We start from the raw sequence: 19,747 nt of genomic DNA on the forward strand, positions 1-19,747 counted from the left end.
GCATGAAGGAACAGGTTAAAGAAGTCGTGCATACTTTTGACAAACGATTGACCGGACAATTACAACGACTGTCCAGCTTGGCCGATGTTACCATAAACACGATCGTAGAAACCGCTTGGGGTGTTTTGTTGCAAAGATACAACCGGAATACCGATGTTGTATTTGGCAAAGTGGTATCCGGAAGGAATGCAGATATACAGGGGGGAGCGCAGGCTGTCGGACTGTTTATCAATACCATACCGATTCGGGTAAAATCTGAAGAAAACACAACTGTGGAAGAGCTGCTCGGGCAGATCCAGCAGCAGGCGGTTGCAGGCATGGAATATGACTTTTGCCCCCTGGCGGAAGTACAGAGCAGAAGCACACTGGGCAACCAGTTGATCCGGACGTTGTTTGTGTTCGAAAATTACTATGTAGACGAATCGTTTACCCTTGGGAATTCTAAGTTGAAGGTAGAAATAGAGAGTGCTCGAGAGCAGACCAACTACGAGATTTCGCTCAGTGCATTCATTAACGAAGTTCTGACACTTAAGATGATGTATGACCCGGGAAAATATGGGGCGGAGGAAATCCGTACACTGCTGGGCAGAATGGAACAACTGCTGCAACAAATTACCGCAAATCCGAAGCAAAAGGTCAGCGAACTGAGCGTGGTGGACGAGGAAGAACGGAAATTGCTCCTTGAGACCTTCAATAATACGGCAACGGAATATCCAAGGGACAAAACCGTAGTCGAGTTGTTTGAAGAACAGGTTGAACAGACACCGGACAATATCGCGGTCGTATTTGAAGCTGCGCAATTGACGTATGCGCAGCTGAATGAAAAAGCGAATCAACTGGCCTATAAACTGAGGGAGCTTGGGGTCCGGCCGGATGACAAGGTTGCGATCCTGGCCACAAAAAGTATAGAGATGATCATCGCTATCTACGGGGTGATCAAGGCAGGAGGCGCCTACGTGCCGGTCGATTCCGGCTATCCGGAGAACCGTATCCGGTATATGCTGGAGGACTGCCAGCCGAAAGCTATCCTGCTGGGAAGGGCGGAGCTGCCGGTCCAAGGGGATATTCCGGTCATAGACCTGTTGGACAAGAGGGTATATACAGGCAAGGTTACCAACCCGGCGCATGTAAATACGCCCAAGGATCTGATGTATATCATTTATACCTCAGGGACAACCGGACAGCCCAAAGGTGTCATGATTGAGCACGAGGGTGTAGTTAACTTTAGGGAATATTTTATGAAAAACCATGCAGTTACGGCAGCGGATGTCGTCCTACAGTTTGCAGGTATTTCTTTCGATGCGACCGTATATGAAATGACAATGAGCCTATTGGTTGGGGCACAGCTATGTTTATGTCCGGAAGATGTTCAAAAAGATGTGAGGCTATTTGAGCACTATATTAACAATCACAATGTCACCATTGCCATTTTGCCGCCGCAGGTTCTGGCGCAGGTGGATATCCGGCACTTTAGAGCCATTATTACGGGAGGCTCGGAAACCAACCGGGAGCTGGTATGCGCAAACAACAAGCATATGAAATACTCCAATGATTACGGGCCTACCGAAGTAACGGTATGTGCAACACACTGGGAAAGTGCTCCCGGGGAGCACGTACCGGAGCGGATACCGATTGGAAAACCGATCGAAAACAAACAAATTTATATCATGAACGGCAATAACTTATGCGGCATTGGGATGCCTGGAGAATTATGCATAGCAGGTGTGGGCTTGTCCAGAGGATACCTGAACCGGCCAGAACTGACGGCGGAGAAATTCGTGGACAATCCGTTTGAACTTAGCCAGCGGATGTACCGCACGGGTGACTTGGCAAGATGGCTGCCGGACGGAAATATCGAGTACATGGGGAGAATCGACGAACAAGTAAAGATCCGTGGTTTCCGGGTTGAACTGGGTGAAATCGCAAGTGTGCTGCGCAGACAGCCTGGGGTCAAAGAGGTGGCCGTAGCGGTCAAGGAGAAGAACGGGGACAACAGCATTTGTGCCTATGTTGTAACCGATCAGGAATTACGAATGGGTGATATTAAGGACAGTCTTAGAAAAGACCTGCCGGAATATATGGTGCCTGCATACCTTCTGCAAATCGGAAGTATCCCGTTAAATCGAAACGGGAAGCTGGATAAACAGGCCTTGCCGGAGCCGGACGCACCAAGAGGACAGGAATATATTGCGCCGCGGAACAGGACCGAAGAAACGGTTGCCTGTGCTTTTGCAGAAGTCTTAGGGGTTACTCCGGTGGGGATAGAAGACAACTTCTTCGAAATGGGCGGGCATTCGCTGCGCGCCACCCGGGTGGTCAACCAGATTGAAGTACAGACCGGCATACGTTTGCCGCTGAAGGCCATTTTTGCCGCTCCTACGGTCCGGCTTCTCGCCCAAGAGGTCGAACAAGCCCAGGCAAAAGTATACCTTCCGATTCCGCAGGCGGAAGAACAAGAAGTGTATCCGATGTCGTCGGCACAAAAGAGGGTATACCTGATTCACCAGCTGGATGATGTAGGTATCGCGTACAATGTCCCGGCAGTAATCGGATTTCAAGGCACTTTAGATCTCGGCCGGATGAAGTACGCACTGGAGCAATTGACCCTCCGCCATGAAACTCTGCGCACCAGTTTCCATATGCAGGATGGGGAACCCGTACAGAAGATAGCACGCGAAGTTCAACTCGAATGGGAGTATGAAGAACGGATTATTGTAAAAGAAGAAAACCTGCTGCATGACTTTGTCCAGCCGTTTGATCTGGGGAAGGCGCCGCTGATGCGGATGAAAGCAGTGAAAACAGGCAAGGACACAACGGTCCTCTTGCTGGATATTCACCACATCATCGCCGATGGGATGTCGATGGATATTTTAATAAACGAATTGTCCAGTCTGTACAATGGAGAGCAATTCGAAGCGCTGAGTGTGCAATACAAGGATTACAGCGAATGGATGCGAACAAGAGACCTGTCGGAACAGAAAAGCTATTGGCAGGGGGTATTTAGAGAACCGGCGCCGGTGCTGGATCTGCAGCTGGATTATTTACGGCCGCAGACGCAAAGCTTTAAAGGCCACAGCATCAACGGCATGTTGACGGGGAAACAGAAGAAAGCGGTAGACGAGCTGTGCAGGAAGACGGGGACGACCGCGTATATGATCTTGCTGTCCGCAATGATGGTGTTGCTTGGCAAATACAGCCGGCAGGAGGATATTGTGATCGGCAGTCCCATCTCGGGCAGAACGCATAAAGATACCGAGCAGATGATGGGCATGTTTGTCAATACACTGGCCATGCGGGGGTACCCGGAAGGGGAGAAAACGGTTCTGGATTTCCTGAAGGAAGTCAGGGAAAGTGCCCTGAAAGCCTACGAGAATCAGGAATATCCGTTTGAGGAACTGGTAGAGGCGGTAGAGGTAAAGCGGGATGTATCCAGAAATCCGCTTTTTGATGTGATGTTTGTGCTGCAAAACAACGAACAGGCAAACCTGGAAATGAACGGTTTAACCCGGACAGTCGTAGACAGTGAACATATCATTGCAGAACATACCGTCGCCAAATTCGATCTCACTGTAAACGTAGGTGAAATGGAAGACGGCTATGCCATGAACTGGGAATACTGTACCGATCTGTTCGAGCCGGAAAGTGTACAACGGATGATGAAACACTTCAGCCATCTGGTGGACGAACTGACGGCAAATCCCGGACGGAAGATCAGCGAACTGAGCGTGGTGGACGAAGAAGAAAAGAGACTGATTCTTGAGACCTTCAATGACACGGGGGCGGAATATCCAAGGGGGAAAACGGTAGTCGAGTTGTTTGAAGAACAGGTTGAGCAGACACCGGACCATATCGCGGTCGTCTTTGAAGACGAACAAATGAGCTATGCGCAGCTGAATGAAAAAGCAAACCAGTTGGCCTACAAACTGCGGGAGCTTGGCATCCGGCCGGATGACAGGGTTGCGATCCTGGCCCAAAGAAGCCTGGAGATGATTATCGGCATATATGGGATTCTGAAGGCAGGGGGTGCCTACGTGCCGGTCGATCCCGGCTATCCGGAGAACCGTATCCGGTATATGCTGGAGGACTGCCAGCCCAAATCCATCCTGCTGGGAGGGGCGGAGCTGCCGGTCAAAGGAGATATTCCGGTCATAGACCTGTTGGACAAGGAGGTCTATACAGGCGAGGCTGCCAACCCGGTGCATGTAAATACGCCGAAGGATCTGATGTATATCATCTATACCTCAGGAACAACCGGCAAACCCAAAGGCGTCATGATCGAACATCGAAACGTGGTTAATTTTATTGCAGGGATGTCGGAACGTATTTCTTTCGTTCCGGGTCAAACGGTGTTGTCTATGACCACCATATCTTTCGATATTTTTGTGTTGGAAACATTATTACCGCTTGCAAAGGGTATGGAAGTGATTCTCGTGACTGAGGATCAAAATTCAAACCCGGACAAATTAGCTGCACTGCTGGATGACACGTCCATTGATTTGATTCAGTTGACCCCTTCCAGGTTGCAAATGCTGCTAAGCTCGCCTAGTATGAGCAAACATTTCGCAAAGGTGAAAGACTTACTGGTAGGGGGAGAGGCGCTATCGCAATCATTGCTTGATCGGCTTAAGGCGGTTACGTCAGCACGGATATATAACATGTACGGGCCGACCGAAACAACAGTATGGTCGCTGGTTGACCATCTGGACGCCTGCGATTCACTCACGATCGGGAAGCCTATTGCGAATACGAGCGTTTACGTGACAGATGCGGACAACCGGATGCTTGGTATCGGGATGCCTGGCGAATTATGTATAGCAGGTATAGGGTTGTCCAGAGGATACCTGAACCGGCCAGAACTGACGGCGGAGAAGTTCGTAGACAATCCGTTTGAACCTGGCCAGCGGATGTACCGCACCGGTGACTTGGCAAGATGGCTGCCGGACGGGAATATCGAGTACATGGGGAGAATCGACGAACAAGTAAAGATCCGCGGTTTCCGGGTTGAACTGGGTGAAATCGCAAGTGTGCTGCGCAGACAGCCTGGGGTCAAGGAGGTGGCCGTGGCGGTCAAGGAGAAGAACGGGGACACCAGTATTTGTGCCTATATCGTATCCGATCGAGACATACGGACAGGCGATCTCAAAGACTGCCTCAGAAAAGACCTGCCGGACTATATGGTGCCTGCATACCTTCTGCAAATCGGAAGCATCCCGGTCAACCGGAACGGGAAGCTGGACAAACAGGCCCTGCCGGAGCCGGACGCACCAAGAGCACAGGAATATATTGCGCCGCGGAACAGGACCGAAGAAACGGTTGCCTGTGCTTTTGCAGAAGTCTTAGGGGTTACTCCGGTGGGGATAGAAGACAACTTCTTCGAAATGGGCGGGCATTCGCTGCGCGCCACCCGGGTGGTCAACCAGATTGAAGTACAGACCGGCATACGTTTGCCGCTGAAGGCCATTTTTGCCGCTCCTACGGTCCGGCTTCTCGCCCAAGAAGTCGAACAAGCCCAGGCGAAAGTATACCTTCCGATTCCGCAGGCGGAAGAACAAGAAGTATATCTGATGTCGTCGGCACAAAAGAGGGTATATCTGATTCACCAGATGGATGATGTAGGCATCGCATACAATATGCCGGCAGTAATCGGATTTCACGGCACTTTAGATCTCGGCCGGATGAAGTACGCACTGGAGCAATTGGCCCTACGCCATGAAATTCTGCGCACCAGTTTCCATATGCAGGATGGGGAACCCGTACAGAAGATAGCACGCGAAGTTCAACTCGAATGGGAGTATGAAGAACGGATTATAGCAAAAGAAGAAAACCTGCTGCATGACTTTGTCCAGCCGTTTGACCTGGGCAAGGCGCCGCTGATGCGGATGAAAGCAGTGAAAACAGGCAAGGACACAACGGTCCTCTTGCTGGATATTCACCACATCATCGCCGATGGGATGTCGATGGATATTTTAATAAACGAATTGTCCAGTCTGTACAATGGAGAGCAATTCGAAGCGCTGAGTGTGCAATACAAGGATTACAGCGAATGGATGCGAACAAGAGACCTGTCGGAACAGAAAAGCTATTGGCAGGGGGTATTTAGAGAACCGGCGCCGGTGCTGGATCTGCAGCTGGATTATTTACGGCCGCAGACGCAAAGCTTTAAAGGCCACAGCATCAACGGCATGTTGACAGCAACCCAGAAGAAAGCCGTGGACGAGCTGTGCGGGAAGACAGGGGCAACTGCCTATATGGTATTGCTGTCCGCAATGATGGTGTTGCTTGGCAAATACAGCCGTCAGGAGGATATTGTGATCGGCAGTCCCATCTCGGGCAGAACGCATAAAGATACCGAGCAGATGATGGGCATGTTTGTCAATACACTGGCCATGCGGGGGTACCCGGAAGGGGAGAAAACGGTTCTGGATTTCCTGAAGGAAGTCAGGGAAAGTGCCCTGAAAGCCTACGAGAATCAGGAATATCCGTTTGAGGAACTGGTAGAGGCGGTAGAGGTAAAGCGGGATGTATCCAGAAATCCGCTTTTTGATGTAATGTTTGTGCTGCAAAACAACGAACAGGCAAACCTGGAAATGAACGGTTTAACCCGGACAGTCGTAGACAGTGAACATATCATTGCAGAACATACCGTCGCCAAATTCGATCTCACTGTAAACGTAGGTGAAATGGAAGACGGCTATGCCATGAACTGGGAATACTGTACCGATCTGTTCGAGCCGGAAAGTGTACAACGGATGATGAAACACTTCAGCCACCTGGTGGACGAACTGACGGCAAATCCCGGACGGAAGCTCTGCGAACTGAGCGTGGTGGACGAGGAAGAAAAGAGACTGATCCTTGAGACCTTCAATGACACGGCGGCGGAATATCCGAGGGGGAAAACGGTAGTCGAGTTGTTTGAAGAACAGGTTGAGCAGACACCGGACCATATCGCGGTCGTCTTTGAAGACGAACAAATGAGCTATGCGCAGCTGAATGAAAAAGCAAACCAGTTGGCCTACAAACTGCGGGAGCTTGGCATCCGGCCAGATGACAGGGTTGCGATCCTGGCCCAAAGAAGCCTGGAGATGATTATCGGCATATATGGGATTCTGAAGGCAGGGGGTGCCTACGTGCCGGTCGATCCCGGCTATCCGGAGAACCGTATCCGGTATATGCTGGAGGACTGCCAGCCCAAATCCATCCTGCTGGGAGGGGCGGAGCTGCCGGTCAAAGGAGATATTCCGGTCATAGACCTGTTGGACAAGGAGGTCTATACAGGCGAGGCTGCCAACCCGGTGCATGTAAATACGCCGAAGGATCTGATGTATATCATCTATACCTCAGGAACAACCGGACAGCCTAAAGGGGTCATGATTGAACAGCGTAATGTGGTACGACTGTTGTTCAACGACCGTTCATTGTTCGACTTCGGGCAAGACGATGTATGGACCCTTTTCCATTCGTTTTGTTTCGACTTTTCGGTATGGGAAATGTACGGTGCCCTATTATTCGGTGGCAGGCTGGTGATTATTCCAAGCCTGACGGCGAGGAATCCGGTTGAATTTTTGCAGCTGATCGAGCGGGAGCGAGTTACGATATTAAACCAAACGCCAACGGCATTTTACCATTTGGCTCAGGAAGCCCTGCAGCAAGAAAAGCGCAACCTGCGAATACGGAAGGTGATATTTGGAGGAGAAGCGCTTATACCATTGAAACTGCAGGCATTCCGTACTGCGCATCCGGAAGTGCAGTTGATCAACATGTACGGGATTACGGAAACGACTGTGCATGTAACGTATAAAGAATTGACAGTCATGGATTTGGAAGGTAGCCGGAGTAACATCGGAAAACCGATACCGACTTTGCAGGCCTATGTGCTGAATGCCCAAGGTAAGATTGCCCCGATTGGTGTTCCGGGCGAGTTGTATGTTGGAGGGGAAGGCGTAGCTCGAGGCTACTTGAACCGCCCTGAGCTGACGGTGGAGAAATTTGTTCCTAATCCGTATAAGTCCGGCGAGCGTATGTACCGCACGGGGGATTTTGCGAGATGGATGAAGGACGGCAACATTGAATACTTGGGCCGGATCGACCAACAGGTGAAAATCCGGGGCTTCCGAGTTGAACTTGGAGAGATTGAAAACACATTAAGGGAGATAGCTTACATTAAGGATGCAGCAGTCATTGCAAGGACAGATTCAAGTGGAGACAAGGCCATATATGCTTATATTACATCCGATGAAACACTTGATATAAGGCATATAAGAAGCAGATTAATGAAACGTCTTACACACTATATGGTTCCTGCATACATGCTGCAGGTGGATTCAATACCTGTTACTGCTAATGGTAAGGTTGATACACGAAGATTAAGCATGATTGAGATTGTTAAGAACCCGGACAATACAACGTATATGGAGCCTGTGAATGATAAAGAAGCTGCAATATGTGGAGCATACAGAGACATCCTTAATCTTGATAAAGTCAGTACCAACGATACGTTCTTTGAACTGGGCGGGGATTCAATTAAAGCCATCAGGGTTGTATCCAGGCTTAAGGAGTACGGATATAACGCAAGGGTAAGAGAGATATTGAACAATACCAGCATTTCCGAACTGGCAGGATACATTGAGGAGATTGACGGATCCGTATGCGAACAGAAGGAATTTAAGGGAGAATTAGTGACTTCATTAAAGTTTGAAGACAAAATAGATCTTCCGGTCGTTTTGCAGGAGGAAGTAAAGGTTTATTTGCACAGAAGCCTGCCATTATGCATCATTCTGGCGTATGACAATTATAAGGGATGGTATTATTCCAATTATACTCAGATCTTTTCCCAAGATGATGAACATGGCCACACCGAATTAAACTACATAGAGCCAAGAGACTCATACGCGGATGTATCTGAGGTAATCTGCCTGGGCTACCACATGTTTAGGGAGAATGAGGATTTTGTGGATTTTGTAAAGAATAAGCTGCGTCATGGATATTATCTAATAGCAAACGTAGATGAAATGGAATTGAAAAATAAAAATGCATATCAGCGGGATCATTTTATTCATGCGTCCATCATCTATGGTTATGATGATCAAAAGAAGTCCCTTCAGGGGATTGGCTTCGATGATTCAGGAATATTCTCGTATCTGGAATTTGCTTATGATGAAATGCAGCGTGCCTTTACCAGCGGGAAGAAACACTACAAGACAAGTGCCCCATGGTGTGAATGGTCCGCTGTGCAGTTGGTAAAACCCAAAACACCAGATAAAAAGTTCGTGTTCAATCACAGGAAATTCCTTATGGACTTACATGATTATGTACATTCGGTAGAGGACCCTTACAGACTTTATACATTTGGCTACAGTGAGGATAAAACTGAATTTGGAATTAGTACTTATGATGTTGTAATCAAAAGGTTAAAAGAGAAAGAACAAACAGGACGATCCACCATTGATTACCGTGCAATTCACTTAATCTATGAGCATAAACAAGGATTATATAACCGTATCCGTTATCTGGATGATATTTTTGGATTCAGCACGGAGGTTAAAAAGGAGAATCAGAAATTACATGAGCTAGTTGAGGATATCAATATGGTGCGTATCAAATGGTTATCGGTGGAGTATAATTCAGAATCCGATATGGCTAAAGTTAATACAGTTATAAAAGAGCTTATAGGTGACATAACAAGCCTGAAAATCAAAGAGATTCCGATAATGATGAAACTTTATGAATTACTTAAAACGCAGCTCGACAAATGTGATGAATCCAGAGCATTCATGAAAATGGGGTGAACGAATTGAATAAATACAGCTTCGTAATTCCGTCATATAATTGCAAAAAATTATTGAGAAATACGCTGAAGTCATTAGACTATCTTATTACCAATAAAAATATAGGATATGAAGTAATAGTAGTGGATGATGGTTCAGACGACGGTACAGGTAGATATATTCAGGAGATCAATGTTAAATACGAGATAAAGTATATCTATTTAAAAAGAGGACATGACTCCTCAAGGGCGAGGGCCAGAAATGAAGGCATGAGAGCAGCAACAGGAAATATCATTGTGTTTATTGATGCGGATATCATTGTAAGGCCTAAATATCTATTGAATTTGGACAAATTCTATATGGTCAGTGATGAAATAGCTGTAACTGGTATAAGAGTACTTATGAACCAGGACATAGATGATTGTATGGTCGATGACAAGTCTATTTATGATGAAAGGCGTTTAAAGAGAAGGATAGGAATGGATTTCAGATATGATATATTTGAAGATTTATCCTACAATGCCGGAGGAATGACTGCACCGTTTTTGTATGCTCTAACCTGCAATCTGGCAGTTCCTAAAAAATGGATTGATACAACAACAGGATTCGATGAAGAGCTTATTAAATGGGGCATTGAAGATATTGAGTTTGTATACCGAATGTATTGTCAGGGAATGAGGATTGCCATTAATCCCAAAGATTATGTTATTCATCAATTTCATGGAGTAGAGCAGACGGATGTGATAGATGATAAATATGAGGAGGATATCAAATATAATACGAACATTTTCATAAAAAAACATCCTGCTTTTTTGGGGCTTTCCAATGAAAAAGTATACGAATTATTTAGAAGTATTGGCACGCGCTATAAGGATATTGAGAGGAATGATGTCAAGGAAAGCATTATTATTAATGTAACCCAGGAAGATCGGATTGAGGAGTTTAAAAAGAAAATAACAACACTTTGTAAAGATAAAAAGATAAATATAGTAATAAATGATTATGTTAAAGATAGTGATTTATATCTATGGATTCAACTATTGGACAATGTAAATGCTAAAATTAAATATTATTCTTATCCGAGAGTCTATCCAGTGTTTGGTGAGAACCATCGTGTAGCATTAGCTTAGCGAAGGCGCTTGAATTGACAGGAGATTAAGCTCTCAAACCCATATTTTCGGCTAAATATTGAACGTGTTTAAATGAACTGCCTGATTGGATTATTTTTTTGACATCACATCATGGCCATAACATTAATAAATACAAAAAGACAGCCGCAGCCGGCACTTCCTGGGAAGTCCGGTTTTACGGCTATTTTGTTGACCGGCAGAGGGCGTGTGGGCTTGAAGGGTCAGAGTTGCTGGTGGGGGAATACTAGACGTCCTTGCCCGGATGCAGCCGGCTGCGCATCACCCCGGGAGTTACCCCATGGGCCTTCCGGAAGACCCGGATGAAGTAATTGGTCTCCATGCCGAGGTTGAGGGCGATATCCTGCACGGGACGCTCCGGGTCCTCGGTCAGCAGCTGCATGGCGCGCTGCAGCCGCAGGTTCTGCAGATATTTATGCGGAGTCACGCCGTATTCCTGCAGGAACAGACGCTGGAAATGCTGGACGGAATAACCGACAGCCGCCGCCAGGTTGGTGATCAGCAGCGGCTCGGTGAAATGCTCGTTGATCAGGCTGACCGCTTTATTAAGCGCATCGTTGCGGACGTTTTCGTTCTCCAGCCGGGTCGCTGCACCTGTGGAGACTTCACTTTTGCGAAGCATCAGCAGCAGCCGGTACAGCGTCACCGACAACTCCTGCATCGGCTGTTCTTCTTGACGCGCCGAGCTGTTTCCGTTCACCGTGTGCCAGATCCCGCCGAGCATCTCCCAGCATTCCTCGAACCGTTCGGGGCGGAACGGGGCCGAAGGCAGCAGGCCGAGACCCTCCAGCACAGAGGCAGATTGGCTGCCGTGGAACCCGATGAAGCCGACATGCCACGGTTCGTGGGATAACGGATAATATTCATGCCCGCGGTCGGGCGGAAATGCATAGGCCATCCCCGGCTGCAACACCGTTTCCGTGCCGTCCTCCAGGTCACGGAACCGCCCGCTGCCGCTGCGGATCAGAAAAATCTGATGCACCGGGAATCCGGCAGGACGCACATGGTGATACTGGATATGACGGCCTACAGAATACGGATAGAGGGGGAAAGCACTCAGGTCACGCGGCATTTCAATCAGAGAGAAGGGGAGCATACGAACACCTCATATTCATTTTGTGCTATGCAAACGCTATTATTATCCTACCATTGATCACAAATTATCCTTTATTATAAATAGTATAAATCGATACAAGCAAGAGGGACAGAGCCACAGAAGAAATTGTATCAGCGAAAAGTCCCATCCTGACATCTACTACCAAACATAAACGAGAGGATGAAATCATATGAGCAGCAAAGTTCCTGCAATCAGCAGCAAGGCTCCTGTAATGCTTCACGGTGCCGACTATAATCCCGAGCAATGGTTGAAATATCCGGGGGTGCTGGAAGAAGATATCCGTATGATGAAGCTGGCAGGCTGTAATGTGATGTCTGTCGGGATTTTCTCCTGGGTATCCCTGGAGCGCGAAGAAGGGGTATTTAACTTTGAGTGGATGGACCAGCTGTTGGACCGATTTGCAGAGAATGGAATTTACGCCTTCCTGGCTACTCCGAGTGGTGCGCGTCCGGCATGGATGTCCGAGAAGTATCCTGAAGTGCTGCGGGTGGAACGGAACCGGGTTCGCAACCTGCACGGCGTCCGTCATAATCACTGCTTCACTTCACCGGTCTACCGTGAAAAAACAGCGCTGATCAACTCCAAACTGGCTGAGCGTTATGCGCATCACCCGGCAGTGATCGGCTGGCATATCTCTAATGAATTCGGCGGCGAATGTCACTGTAATTATTGTCAGGATGCCTTCAGAGACTGGCTCAAGGCGAAATACAATAATGATCTGGATGAGGTGAACCACGCTTGGTGGGCTACCTTCTGGAGCCATACGTATACTTCCTGGGAACAGATCGAATCCCCTGCTCCGCATGGTGAGACACAGGTTCACGGGCTTAACCTGGACTGGCGCCGTTTCGTAAGCGATCAGACAATTAACTTCTGCCAGCATGAGATTGATGCGGTGCGCGGCTTCAACCCTGATCTGCCGGTGACAACCAACATGCATATGATTGACGGCGTGGACTACCGCAATATGGCTAAGATTCTTGATGTGGTATCATGGGACGCTTACCCGGACTGGGGATATACCGAGGACGATGATGACGCCCGCTTGGCCGCCTGGACAGCGATGCATCATGACATGTACCGCAGCTTCAAAAAGAAGCCGTTCCTGCTCATGGAAAGCACGCCTTCCCTCACGAACTGGCAGATTGTCAGTAAGCTGAAGCGTCCGGGCATGCACAAGCTGTCCTCACTCCAGGCAGTTGCGCATGGTTCTGATTCCGTACAGTATTTCCAGTGGCGTAAAAGCCGCGGCTCCAGCGAGAAATTCCACGGTGCTGTGATTGACCATAGCGGACATACAGAGACACGTGTCTTCAAGGATGTTGCTGAGGTGGGCCGCACCCTGGCGGGGCTGGAGGAAGTTGTAGGTACTACAACTCCTGCTGAGACAGCCATTCTGTTCGACTGGGATAACCGCTGGGCGGTGAAGGATGCCCAAGGTATCCGCAATTCCGGCCTGAAATATGAAGAGACTGTGCTTCAGCATTACCGGGGACTGTGGGAGCTGGGAATTCCTGTAGATGTGGTAGGCTCAGGCGATGACCTGTCCGGCTATAAGCTGGTGATTGCTCCGATGCTGTACCTGATCAGCGAAGAGAACGGGAAGCGGATTGAGAAATACGTTGAACAGGGCGGAACCTTCCTGGCCACCTATTGGTCGGGAGTAGTCGGCGAGACCGATCTGTGTCACCTGGGCGGCTTCCCTGGACCGCTGCGCAGAACGCTGGGCATTTGGGCCGAAGAGACAGAAGGACTGCATAGCCGCGATCTGAACGGTTTGGTAATGGACCCAGGCAACAGCCTGAAGCTGAGCGGTGAATACGATGCACATGAGATCGCCGAGCTGATTCATCTGGAAGGCGCCGAGGCGCTGGGCCATTACCGCAGCGACTTCTACGCCGGACGTCCTGCACTTACTGTGAACAAGCTGGGAGCAGGTAAGGCTTATCATCTGGCAACACGTGTGAAGGACGCGCAGTTCTATGTAGATCTGTACGCCGCAATTACCGGAAAAGAGCGGATCAGCCGCACCCTGAACACTGAGCTTCCGGCCGGAGTAACCGCCCAACTGCGTTCCGATGGCGAGCATGAGTATGTATTCGTGCAGAATTTCAGCGGCTCCGAGCAAGTAGTGACGCTGGACGGACAAGCCTACACCGATGTAGAATCCGGCGCAGCCGCTCCGGCTGAGCTGAAGCTGTCAGTGAACGGACTGGCAATTCTGAAGCGCGCAGCGGCTAAAGCATAAGAAGAAGCAGTTAATCGAGTAATATAGTACATGTATCTGCAAAGATACATTGAGATGAAGAAGGCAGAACCCTATCGACGGGTTCTGCCTTTTAGTTTTGGTCCTGGTTGTACCTCTGCCTCATGCGCTTTCGCCCTTCCTGTTACGTTTCTCTCATATCTTCTATAGCAGCTAAATGGAACGAACTAGATGCTGTCTGGACACAGTGAAGACAATCAGAACTCCAATATCGCCCAGTTCGTCACGCAGAGAAAGTTCGGGCTAAATACGGATGACAACAATAGCTTTACTTTAACAGACGGCAAATTTCAGGTTGACGGCATTTCCACCGGAATTGCCGACCCCGTGGTCCAATTCAAGGTATACTTGACCTGCAAAGGCGGGTTGAAGTTGCTGAGTTCGCAAACCACAACGCTGCCCAAGGCTTCAAAACTATGACGGCGGGTGCTTACAGCAGGGTTAGTCCAGCAAAAGGAAGGCATCGCTAAATAAAATGTACAAGGGAGAGATGATCAGTGGCATTCATTAATGAAAAAATAACTGCAGCCGATCGCGAATGGTTTAATTCCTTCCAGCTCAAAGATCCGTTTACCCGTAAGTCATTGGAGTCCCGGTCTTGGACAATCGACCGCGAGCGGGATGCTTTTTTGGTGGGATTAGGTGGACAAGGCGACTATGAATCCGACGTTCCGATGTATTATGCGCTTGTCTGGAAGGGTAATGTCATCGGTATGGATACGTATAGCACCGGTACGGGCAATGTGAGCTCAGGAATCGAAATGTTCTGGAAGATCACTAAAATTGAAGCGCCCGGAAGTCTGCTCCAAGGATCACAAACAATTAATTGGTTTGATTAAAGAGGCGTTGGACGCTAAAGGATTTGCCGGCAGAAGAGACTGTGTTACTGGTGTCCATTTCGATTACATCGCAACCCCGGATTTGCGGTGGGGTCTGCAATGGGACCAAGGAGAAGGATGATCAGGGAGCAAAATATCAGCTTTAACTGTACAACCGCTCAATCCCCTCAATCACCCGCCTAAAATATTCACGCTCATGCGGGACAAAGCGCGTGAAGTCCACCAGCTCATCGACGCCCGTTCGTTCACCGTTCCCGTTAATCTGGAAGCCCTGTACATGAAGCTTGCTGTCTGCTCCCGAGATGAAGCTGCGGAAGTCAGCGAAGCGGGCCTCTACGATGCCTGCCACTTCTTCCAGCTGCGGGGTGAATGCACTAAGCGCATAGCGGTTCTCATAGACATATACATGCGCCCGTTCACGGTCCATGAATCCGGCGGAATCCATCTGGTAAGGGATGACCCCCAGCGGCTGCAGCTCGTCAAAAGCTATCGCAAGTCCCAGCTCCTCCTGGACCTCGCGGATACCGTCCAAGGCCGTCTCCTCCGCCAGCAGATGTCCGGCAGCGGTGATGTCGAGCAGTCCGGCATAATCTTTCTTTTGCTGACTGCGCAGCTGGAGGCAGATCCTCAGCCCGCTGTCAGCCTTGCGGATGAACCAGCAGTGGAAGGTCTCATGCCAGAGGCCTTGGCGGTGAACCTCGTCCCGGGGAGCCGTCCCCGTCCGGTTCCCTTGTTCATCAAATGTAGCTAATAATTCTTCGTTCATACAGTTCGCCTCCATTGCCCCGGTAAGTTAAATTTTCCGGGAGTAGTATGCTGATAACAGAAGGTACAACAACAGAAGTGTAACCAAAGTAACAGCAATCGTTAAGAACACGGTTTGATTAATCAAAGAGGCGACGATAGCAGAAAAAGCCAATAAAAGAAGGAAAAGACGTATAGCAGCCCTGCCCGTTTTTAAGGCGATCATCCGGTTTCGTTCGTCTTGCGCGGCAATATGTAACGCTTCTAAGATTTCAGGGTTTTTGAGCGCCTTGCGGAGCCTGGCAATACGGAGAGCGGCAGTAATCCACGAACCGAAGAATAAACCGGCGAGAATCCCTATATCCCAGCTGCCCAGTGTGTCGAGCCTGCCCCATACGAATGCTTTGAGTATAAACGCGACAATAACGGTCATCCCCATACCTGCCGCGTAGAAGGAATTGATAACGATCCGCCGCCGCAGCTCCTGTTCAAAAGACTTCATAGTCCATATCCTCCACATCTGAAAAATCAAAAATATCCTCGATCGGCAAACCGAAAAATTTTGAAATTTTATAGGCAAGCGGGAGGGAGGCAATGTACTTTTCATTCTCGATTGAAGTGATGGTGTGGCGTGTGACACGCAGTGCCTTAGCCAATTCTTCTTGAGAAATCCGCCGCTCTTTTCGCAGCTCGCGTATTCTTGTCTTCACTAACCTGCCACCTCCCCCTGAAGTAATGTTATCTGCACCTCAACTCTGTTATTATGTTGCACAGTTACGGGCTTAGTCAAGTTTACTATACCATTTATGTATAGTTGACTATACTAATTATGTGCAGTAAGCTATACATAAGATAACCTAGAGGATGGTGCGGGGAGCATGGAGAATATACGGTTTGCAGGTGTCAGAAAGTCCTTTGGCGATGTCGCTGCCGTAAACGGCCTGGATCTGAGTATTGCGGAGGGCGAGGTCTACGCACTGCTTGGGCATAATGGAGCGGGAAAGACCACAACGCTTCGCCTGCTGCTTGGTCTGCTGGAGCCGGACGAAGGGGAGGTCAATGTTTTTGGGCGGAATCCGATACAGGAGGGGGATAGCGTACGCGGGCTGTGCGGCGTTTTATCTGAAGATACAGGGCTGTACGAGTCTTTGAGCGTCTGGGATAACCTGATGTATTACGCGGACATTTATGGTATGAGCCGTGTAGAATCTAATAGCCGTATTGATGAGCTGCTGCGGACATTTGGAATGCAAGACAAGAAACGAACGATGATTAAGGGCTTGTCTACCGGCATGAAAAAAAAGGTTGCCCTGATCCGGGCGATGCTGCATAAACCGCGCCTTCTGATCCTGGATGAGCCTACGAATGGGCTGGATCCTGTCAGCGCAGCTGATCTAAGGAAGATGTTATCGCGGCTGGCGAAGGAAGAGGGAACCACCATCATTATGACCACACATCATCTGGAAGAGGTCCAGAAGCTGTGCGATAGAATCACGATTCTGCGGCACGGCCGGAATATTTTTACCGATTCCATCTCTGCGCTCCAAGACAGCGAGCATTACATGGAGAACGGGCAATTCAGTCTTGAGAAGCTGTACATGGATATGGAGCAGGGGGGAGGCCGATGAACAGATCCTATCCCGTTTTTCGTATTCAGTGCGCAGAGTTTACAAGTGACAAAGGGATGCTCTTCTTTTACGGCCTGTCCATAGGCATTACCGGTATAATCCTTCCGCTGTTCATGCACGGGGTAGAAGTCTCCTTAACCACCGCAGCATTACTTACGGCAGTCTTACTGAGACCCATGTTATCCGGCAGCATTGCGGGAGAACGGGAGCACCGCACTTTGGAGACACTCCTGTCCAGTCCCATCCAAGGGAAAAGCATGCTCTGGAGGAAGTTTGAATTCTGCTTCTTATTTGCGCTGGGCTACTTCACTATAACCGTCCTCTGCGCTGCGTTAACGAGCTATCTTGCCGGCGGCGAAGCCGCGTTGATTCCTTGGCAATGGATGTGCATCATGATTGTAGCTGCCTTGAATTATAGTGGAATATGCATGGGCGGGGTGTATGCTTCCTCCAGATCAGGGGATTTACGGGCTGCCAACCAGCGGGTGTCGCTAATGGCTTATCCTCTGAGCTTTCTGTTTGTTGTCTGTCTGTCGGTTATAGGAACTGCGGACTTGTTATTGGCGCTGATCATAAGTTGTATCGGTTCATTGATTTACCTTGGCGTTATAGCCATGTTCGCAGCGAAGATCAGGAGGATGAAGCAGCCGGATTTCTTCCAGCCCATCACCATCAAGAAGCCGGAGAACGTACATCAGCAGCGTATATCCTTAGCTCTCCCGAGATCTCAGTTTGGCATAGTGTTGAGATTGGAATGGAAGCTGCTAATGACCTTGAAAAGGATGCTCCTGAGCTTTGGATTTCTGTGCTTCTCGCCCGTTGCTATGATGTGTCTGCTGCTGTATTATACGGGAACGCTTAACCTCAACTATGCCGTTCTGCTAACCGTGCTAGTAATAACGAGAGTACCGACCAACTTAATAGCGTACTCCATAGGCGGGGAAAAAGTATATAAGACAGGGGAAGCCTTATTGTCTACACCTTTGCAGATCCGGCCGGTCTTTCTGGCCAAATGTATGATTCCAGTGCTTGTAACGGCGGTCATGCTGACTCTCTCATCCCTGCTGACGTTAGCGGGTGTAACTATTGCAGCGCTGATCAGGCCTGAGCTTGTCTCCATCCAAGGCTATACGGCTGCCCAGCTTATCCTGCTGTTTCCCGTTGGTCTGCTCTCATCCATCGCCATGATGTTCATAGCAGCTATTCTTTCTCTGCGGCTCAGAACTCCGCGTCAGGGCTTGTATGCGACAAGCCTTCTTTCCCTTCTGTTTGTGTTCCCGGTATTAGCGATTATCTACTTGGTTCCGAATATGTTAATGGGGTCCATGATCTATCTCGTGATTCTTGTAATTGGCAATCTGATCTGTCTAAAAAGAATTTCGGACAATACAACCCGTCCTCAACTCATGAGCAGACTATAAGGAACATACAAAACCCCCGGCCATGCTTCATAAGAAGCAACCGGGGGTTCGTTGTATGGGTTCCTTATCTAGCCAACCAGCCGCCATCCACATTCAGAATGTGGCCGTTCAGGTAGTCGGAAGCTGCGGAGGCCAGGAATACGGCAGGGCCCTTCACATCTTCCGCTGTTCCCCAGCGTCCGGCTGGAATACGCTCAAGGATGGAGTCGGAGCGGCCCTGGTCCGCACGGATTGGAGCGGTGTTCTCAGTAGCCATGTAGCCTGGAGCAATCGCGTTGATGTTAAGGCCCGAGCCTGCCCATTCATTGGCGAAGGCTTTGGTCAGACCGGCTACGGCATGTTTACTTGCTGTGTAGCCCGGCACGTTGATGCCGCCCTGGTAGGAGAGCATGGAGGCGATGTTAATGATTTTGCCGCTTCCCCGTTCCAGGAAGTGACGTCCGGCAATCTGCGACAGCAGGAAGACGGTGTTCTGGTTGAGGTTAATGACATCGAACCAGTCCTTCTCGCTATGGTCCTTGGCCGGAGTGCGGCGGATCATGCCTGCACAGTTGACGAGGATATCCACTTTGCCGGTGAAGGCAACGGCTTCGTCGAACATGCCTTGAAGCTTGGAATGGTCGCTGAGGTCAGTGGCGATGCTCAGTGCTTTGACGCCAAAAGCTTCACAGGCTGCTACGGTCTCGTCACTGGAATTAAGAGATACGGAGACTACGTCTGCACCTGCTTCTGCGAAGGCGATGGCAATGCCTTGTCCAAGACCTTGCGCTGCGCCTGTTACGATTGCTGTTTTACCTGCCAAGCTGAATAAAGATGACAT

General features: G+C 49.2%; 12 protein-coding genes. 7 read left to right on the forward strand and 5 right to left on the reverse strand.

Features of this window, described 5'->3' with window-relative positions:
* The first annotated feature begins 2 nt into the window (after positions 1-2).
* Both MKX42_RS15370 and MKX42_RS15375 read left to right on the forward strand, forming a co-directional pair.
* Positions 3-9,785, forward strand: a complete 9,783-nt coding sequence (locus MKX42_RS15370; protein ID WP_340753241.1) for a non-ribosomal peptide synthetase — start codon at positions 3-5, stop codon at positions 9,783-9,785.
* A gap of 5 nt (positions 9,786-9,790) precedes the next feature.
* Entirely contained in the window at positions 9,791-10,894 is a 1,104-nt protein-coding gene (locus MKX42_RS15375) for a glycosyltransferase family 2 protein (RefSeq protein ID WP_340753242.1), read from the forward strand.
* 244 nt (positions 10,895-11,138) lie between these two features.
* On the opposite strand, the gene MKX42_RS15380 is transcribed toward MKX42_RS15375, so the two are convergent.
* The gene (locus tag MKX42_RS15380) at positions 11,139-12,008 is read right to left on the reverse strand and encodes an AraC family transcriptional regulator (protein ID WP_340753243.1); all 870 of its coding nucleotides are present in this window, start codon (positions 12,006-12,008) and stop codon (positions 11,139-11,141) included.
* Between the two features lie 190 nt (positions 12,009-12,198).
* Here MKX42_RS15380 and MKX42_RS15385 point away from each other — a divergent pair, with 190 nt between their 5' ends.
* From MKX42_RS15385 to MKX42_RS15395, 3 genes are all read left to right on the forward strand, one after another.
* Positions 12,199-14,277: a beta-galactosidase gene (locus MKX42_RS15385; RefSeq protein WP_340753244.1), complete on the forward strand. Its 2,079-nt coding sequence runs from the start codon at positions 12,199-12,201 to the stop codon at positions 14,275-14,277.
* A gap of 189 nt (positions 14,278-14,466) precedes the next feature.
* Entirely contained in the window at positions 14,467-14,715 is a 249-nt protein-coding gene (locus tag MKX42_RS15390; RefSeq protein WP_340753245.1) for a hypothetical protein, read from the forward strand.
* A 77-nt stretch (positions 14,716-14,792) separates the two neighbouring features.
* Positions 14,793-15,134: a hypothetical protein gene (locus tag MKX42_RS15395; RefSeq protein WP_340753246.1), complete on the forward strand. Its 342-nt coding sequence runs from the start codon at positions 14,793-14,795 to the stop codon at positions 15,132-15,134.
* Between the two features lie 142 nt (positions 15,135-15,276).
* On the opposite strand, the gene MKX42_RS15400 is transcribed toward MKX42_RS15395, so the two are convergent.
* Genes MKX42_RS15400 through MKX42_RS15410 form a run of 3 tightly spaced genes read right to left on the reverse strand, consistent with a single transcriptional unit; the run spans position 15,277 to position 16,588 of the window.
* Positions 15,277-15,900 carry an NUDIX hydrolase gene (locus MKX42_RS15400; protein ID WP_340753247.1) on the reverse strand — a complete coding sequence of 208 codons (624 nt, stop codon included), beginning with the start codon at positions 15,898-15,900 and terminating at the stop codon, positions 15,277-15,279.
* Positions 15,901-15,927: 27 nt separating this feature from the next.
* Positions 15,928-16,380, reverse strand: coding sequence for a hypothetical protein (locus tag MKX42_RS15405; protein ID WP_340753248.1), 453 nt, complete (start codon positions 16,378-16,380; stop codon positions 15,928-15,930).
* Positions 16,367-16,588 carry a helix-turn-helix transcriptional regulator gene (locus MKX42_RS15410; RefSeq protein ID WP_340753249.1) on the reverse strand — a complete coding sequence of 74 codons (222 nt, stop codon included), beginning with the start codon at positions 16,586-16,588 and terminating at the stop codon, positions 16,367-16,369. Before MKX42_RS15410 ends, MKX42_RS15405 begins: the two co-directional genes overlap by 14 nt.
* 168 nt (positions 16,589-16,756) lie before the next feature.
* Between MKX42_RS15410 and MKX42_RS15415 the strand changes: the two genes are divergently transcribed.
* The gene (locus MKX42_RS15415) at positions 16,757-17,506 is read left to right on the forward strand and encodes an ABC transporter ATP-binding protein (RefSeq protein WP_340753250.1); all 750 of its coding nucleotides are present in this window, start codon (positions 16,757-16,759) and stop codon (positions 17,504-17,506) included.
* Entirely contained in the window at positions 17,503-18,927 is a 1,425-nt protein-coding gene (locus MKX42_RS15420; protein WP_340753251.1) for a hypothetical protein, read from the forward strand. Before MKX42_RS15415 ends, MKX42_RS15420 begins: the two co-directional genes overlap by 4 nt.
* A 64-nt stretch (positions 18,928-18,991) precedes the next feature.
* Here the strand turns inward: MKX42_RS15420 and kduD are convergent, their stop codons facing one another.
* On the reverse strand, positions 18,992-19,747 hold the full coding sequence (gene kduD, locus MKX42_RS15425) for a 2-dehydro-3-deoxy-D-gluconate 5-dehydrogenase KduD (RefSeq protein ID WP_339310100.1): 756 nt from the start codon (positions 19,745-19,747) through the stop codon (positions 18,992-18,994).

It is taken from the genome of Paenibacillus sp. FSL R7-0204, assembly GCF_038002225.1.
GTDB lineage: Bacteria > Bacillota > Bacilli > Paenibacillales > Paenibacillaceae > Paenibacillus_AQ.

What these genes read in the sequence shown, in the direction of transcription:
- MKX42_RS15370 (WP_340753241.1), top strand. Translation starts at nt 3, where the DNA reads ATGAAGGAACAGGTTAAAGAAGTCGTGCATACTTTTGACAAACGATTG.
- MKX42_RS15380 (WP_340753243.1), bottom strand. Translation starts at nt 12,008, where the DNA reads ATGCTCCCCTTCTCTCTGATTGAAATGCCGCGTGACCTGAGTGCTTTC.
- MKX42_RS15385 (WP_340753244.1), top strand. Translation starts at nt 12,199, where the DNA reads ATGAGCAGCAAAGTTCCTGCAATCAGCAGCAAGGCTCCTGTAATGCTT.
- MKX42_RS15390 (WP_340753245.1), top strand. Translation starts at nt 14,467, where the DNA reads ATGCTGTCTGGACACAGTGAAGACAATCAGAACTCCAATATCGCCCAG.
- MKX42_RS15400 (WP_340753247.1), bottom strand. Translation starts at nt 15,900, where the DNA reads ATGAACGAAGAATTATTAGCTACATTTGATGAACAAGGGAACCGGACG.
- MKX42_RS15405 (WP_340753248.1), bottom strand. Translation starts at nt 16,380, where the DNA reads ATGAAGTCTTTTGAACAGGAGCTGCGGCGGCGGATCGTTATCAATTCC.
- MKX42_RS15415 (WP_340753250.1), top strand. Translation starts at nt 16,757, where the DNA reads ATGGAGAATATACGGTTTGCAGGTGTCAGAAAGTCCTTTGGCGATGTC.
- MKX42_RS15420 (WP_340753251.1), top strand. Translation starts at nt 17,503, where the DNA reads ATGAACAGATCCTATCCCGTTTTTCGTATTCAGTGCGCAGAGTTTACA.
- kduD (WP_339310100.1), bottom strand. Translation starts at nt 19,747, where the DNA reads ATGTCATCTTTATTCAGCTTGGCAGGTAAAACAGCAATCGTAACAGGC.